The organism is Actinoplanes sp. NPDC024001 (assembly GCF_040638955.1).
Taxonomy (GTDB): Bacteria; Actinomycetota; Actinomycetes; order Mycobacteriales; family Micromonosporaceae; genus Actinoplanes.
Map to the genome: position 1 here is coordinate 1 of NZ_JBEZZB010000318.1, position 4361 is coordinate 4361.

The 4361-nt window shown below is 74.3% G+C and carries 5 protein-coding genes; 1 reads left to right on the plus strand and 4 read right to left on the minus strand.

Going from position 1 to position 4361, the window contains the following annotated elements; genetic code table 11:
• The 4 genes from AB0F81_RS50475 to AB0F81_RS50490 form a co-directional block, all read right to left on the minus strand.
• On the minus strand, nt 1-590 hold a 590-nt coding region (locus AB0F81_RS50475; protein ID WP_360211489.1), incomplete at its 3' end, for a methyl-accepting chemotaxis protein.
• A 5-nt stretch (nt 591-595) separates the two neighbouring features.
• Complete coding sequence (locus AB0F81_RS50480) at nt 596-1435, minus strand: sigma-70 family RNA polymerase sigma factor (RefSeq protein ID WP_360211491.1); 840 nt, start codon at nt 1433-1435, stop codon at nt 596-598.
• A 102-nt stretch (nt 1436-1537) separates the two neighbouring features.
• Nucleotides 1538-2800, minus strand: a complete 1263-nt coding sequence (locus AB0F81_RS50485; protein ID WP_360211497.1) for a hypothetical protein — start codon at nt 2798-2800, stop codon at nt 1538-1540.
• A 62-nt stretch (nt 2801-2862) separates the two neighbouring features.
• Nucleotides 2863-3900: an NAD-dependent epimerase/dehydratase family protein gene (locus AB0F81_RS50490; protein WP_360211493.1), complete on the minus strand. Its 1038-nt coding sequence runs from the start codon at nt 3898-3900 to the stop codon at nt 2863-2865.
• A gap of 132 nt (nt 3901-4032) precedes the next feature.
• Here AB0F81_RS50490 and AB0F81_RS50495 point away from each other — a divergent pair.
• Nucleotides 4033-4361, plus strand: a 329-nt coding sequence (locus AB0F81_RS50495; protein ID WP_360211495.1) for a glycosyltransferase family 2 protein, incomplete at its 3' end; no start/stop codon positions are given.

Genomic DNA, 4361 nt, shown 5'->3' on the forward strand with positions numbered 1-4361 from the left:
ATCTCGACGATGTTCTGATCGATATCATGGGCCACGGCAGTCTGCTGCTCGACGGCGGCGGCAATCTGCTGGTTCTGGTCGACGATCATGCCTACCGCGCCGAGGATATTTTCCAGGGCCTGCTGGACTTTCTCCGACTGCCCCACCGTGCCATTGGCCATCTCGTGGCTGGTGCCCATGGCCTTCACCGCTGCGCCGACGCCACTGTGGAGCTTGGCAATCATCTGCTCGATTTCCTCGGTGGAGTGCTGAGTACGCCGGGCCAAAGTGCGCACCTCATCGGCTACTACGGCGAAACCGCGTCCTTGCTCACCGGCACGCGCGGCCTCAATGGCGGCATTCAGCGCCAGCAAATTGGTCTGTTCGGCGATGCTCTTGATCACTTCCAGCACGCGACTGATGGATTGGCTGTCGATGGCCAACTGGTTGATCACCCGCACCGATTGATCGATCTCCGAGGCCAACGCCGCGATGCTGCCTTGCTGGGACTGCACCAGGCCGCGGCCGCTGACAGTTTCATCGTTGACGCTGTGGGCACTGCTGACCGCCGCCGCTGCACTGCGAGCCACTTCCTGGGCGGTGGATGACATCTGGTTCATTCCGCCGGCGCCGCCGATCCGGCCAGCCCCACCGTGGCGGTCTTGGTGAGCGTCACCTCGAGCAGCCCCGGGGGTACGGCGAGCACCGGCACGCTTCCCAGCAGGCGCTCGGCCGGAACCCGGTCGTGAGCGGCGGCCGAACAGACCGGGCAGGTCCGCGCGTGCCGGGCGATGCGCTTGCGCCAGAGCGTGCCGGGCCGCCCGTCCCAGCCCGCGATGACGTCGGTGAGCTGCGGGCAGGGCGGCCGGACCGCGAGCGCGGCGACGACCGCGCGGGCCAGGTCGAGCTGTTCGCGCATCCGCTGCAGGCGGACCCCGGCGTGGGCGATGCTGAGCCCGGCGGCCTCGGCCAGCTCGGCGCGGCTCAGCTGTCCGGCCACCTCCTGCCACCACAGGGCGAGCAGCGTCCGGTCGTCGGGGTCCAGCCAGCGGGTCGCCGCGGCGACCTCCCGCCGCTCCCCGGCGAGCTGTGCCCGTAACACGGTGACGTCCTCGACGCCGGCGTTCGGGTCGGCCCGGCGGACGGCGTCGTCGAGAACCGTGGTGCGCTCCCGCACGGCGCGGCGCTGATGCTGCCAGGTACCGGCCTGCCGGACCGCGATGGCCGCCAGCCAGGAGCGGAAGCTGCCGGGCGTCCGCAGGGCGCGCAGGTCCCGCACGGCCCGCAGCATCGTGTTCTGCACGACGTCGTCCACACCGGTGTCGTCGTCGAGGGCCCGCCGCACGATGTTGTAGACCAGCGGCAGGTGCGACTCGATCAGCCGGTCGAGCGCCCGCCGGTCACCGTGCTGTGCCGCGGTGACGATCTCCGACACGTCCGCTTCCGTCAGTCTCATGCCCGGCCACCCTGTCGCTCTTTCTCGCCACCGGCACACGATAGGGCCCCGATGTGCGGAAACGCAGAGAAACTGATCGCTGAAAAGTCGTTATGCGGCGGGTCACCAGGCGGTCAGCACCAGATGGTTCACCAGCAGCGCGGTGCCGGCCTGCAGGCACAGCCACCCGCGCCGGTCCGCGGCCGGCAGCAGGGCGGCGCCGGCCGGCAGCCAGACGGCGAAGGGCAGCCAGATGCGCTCCACCTCGGCCTTGCTCAACCCCGACAGGTCCGCCGCGACGATCGCGGCGGCGGCGCCCAGGCAGAGCAGGACCGGCGCGGTGCGCGCGCTGCGGGCGGCGACCACGGCCCGGCGCAGGATCGCGGCCGCCGCCGGCCCGGCACTCAGGGCCAGCGCGGCCAGGTTCGCCCAGATCCAGTACGGGTACGGGCGCGCGCTCGCCAGCCCCTGGTAGTAGCGCTGTCTGACCAGCTCGTAGCCCTGCCACCAGTCGAAGCCGAGCACCGTCATCGCCACCACCGGCACCGCCGCGCCCACCGCCGCCCAGACCAGGAGCCGGCAGCGGCGCCACCGCGCCACGGCGACCGCGACGGCCGGCAGGGCGAGCAGGATCAGGCCGTAGGAGAGGTACAGGCACGCGCCGAGACCGGCCCCGCCGGCCACGACCACCCACGGTGCGGGCCGCGACAGGTCGACCGCCAGCAGGGCCAGCGCGGCCGCCGCCGCACCGGCGAACAGCCCGTCGGCGGACACGCCCACCCACACCGCGCCGGGGAACAGCACCAGGAACGGCAGCGCCGCCCGGGCGGACGCCTCGTCACCGAGCGCGCGCAGGGTCACCGCGATCGACACCACCGCCGAGCAGCCGGCCAGCACGCACAGCACGGCCGCCCAGCCGCCGCCGGCCAGTCCGAGCCGGTCCAGGCCGACGAAGACCAGCAGCGCGCCGGGCGGATGACCGGACACGTGCGTGGTCCACGCCTCGGCGCTGCCGTCCAGGATGCGGCCGGTGAACCCGCGCAGCATCGCCGGGACGTCGGTCACCCCGGGCACCTCGCTCAGGTACTCGAACCGGGTGGTCAGGCGGCCGGTCACCCCCCGGTGCCAGCCGTCCACCAGGGCCAGGGCGACGGTCCAGGCCACCGCGGCCAGCCAGCCGGCGGCCAGCAGCCGCGACCAGGGCAGGCGGCCGGCGAGAGCGGGGCCCCACCGTACGACCACAGCGGCGACCAGCACGGCAGCCGGGGTGCCGGGGCCGGCGTGCGGCAGCACGTGCCCGAACAGCGGCGCCGCCCAGGCGTGCACCGGCCGCCCCAGCCGGCCGAGCAGCGGAGCGGTGACGGCCGCCGCCACGACCAGGGCGATCACGCCCAGCAGGGCATACCGGTCGCCGCGCGACGACGGCCACCGCGCGAGGGTGGCCGGCCTCAGGCGCGCAGCGGCGCGCACGCGAACTCCCGCAGCCCGTCGGCGGGCGTGACAGCCGCCCGGAAGCCCAGCTCGGCGGCGGCGCGGGCCGGTGCGGCGACCACGTGCCGGACGTCGCCGAGCCGGAATTCGCCGGTTGTCCGCGGGCGGGGACCGCCGAAGGCGTCCGCGAGCAGGCCGGCCATCTCGCCCACGGTGACGGGGCTGCCCGAGGCGATGTTGTAGGCGCGGAAACCGGCGCCCGCGCGCAGGGCCGCCACGTTGGCCGCCGCCACGTCGTCGACGTGGACGAAGTCGCGCCGCTGGCCACCGTCCTCATAGACCTGTGGGGGGCGGCCCTGCTCCAGCGCGGAGCGGAAGATGGCGGCGACCCCGCTGTAGGGGGTGTCACGGGGCATGCGGGGGCCGTACACGTTGTGGTAGCGCAGCGCGGCCACCGCGGCGCCGGACTCGCGTGCCCAGCTCGCGGCCAGATGTTCCTGGGCGACCTTGGTCGCCGCGTAGACGTTGCGCGGATCGACCGGCGCGTCCTCGCCGACCAGGCCGGGGCTCAGCGGCGCCGCGCAGTGCGGGCAGCCGGGCTCGAAGCGGCCGGCGGCCAGATCGGCCGGATCGCGCGGCGCCGGCCGCACCGGTCCGTGCTGGGCACAGTGGTAGGCGCCCTCGCCGTAGACGACCATCGAGCTGGCCAGCACCAGGCGTTTCACCTCGGCCTCGGCCATGGCGGCGAGCAGGACCGCGGTGCCCAGATCGTTGCAGGCGACATACTCCGGAAGGTCCTGCGGGCCGGCGCCGAGACCGACCAGCGCGGCCTGGTGCACGACCGCGCCGACGCCGCGCAGCGCGTCGCGGACCGCGGCCGGGTCGCGCAGGTCGGCCCGGCGCAGAACCGCCCCCGGCGGCGCCTGCGGCGGCGTGCGATGAGCGGCCGGATGGCCGCAGTCGAGCACCGTCACGTCATGGCCGGCGGCGAGCAGAGCGGCGGTCACATGCGAGCCGATGAAGCCGGCGCCGCCGGTCACGAGGATGTGGGTCACGCCTGGCACGCTAGGCCGCCGAACCGGGCGCGGCAGCGGTGCCCGCCGATCCGTCAGGGGTTCGTAAGAACTGCCGCGGGCGTCCTCGTTCTGTAAGAACTCGGCGCTCTGAGCAGGCATAACGTCCGGGTCATGACCGATGTGGTGTTGCCCTGCCTGAATGAGGCCGCGGCCCTGCCGTGGCTGCTGGCCCGGATGCCGGCCGGCTATCGGCCGGTGCTGGCCGACAACGGCTCCACCGACGGCTCCACCGAGGTGGCCCGCCGGTTCGGGGCGCGGGTCGTCGACGTGCCGCAGCGCGGGTACGGCGCGGCCGTGCACGCCGGGATCGTCGCCGCGGACCCGGCGGACGGCGTGGTGTGCGTGCTGGACGCCGACGGGTCCTTCGACCCGGCGCAGCTGCCGGCGCTGGCGGACCCGGTCCGGGCCGGCGAGGCCGACCTGGTGTGCGGCCGGCGCCG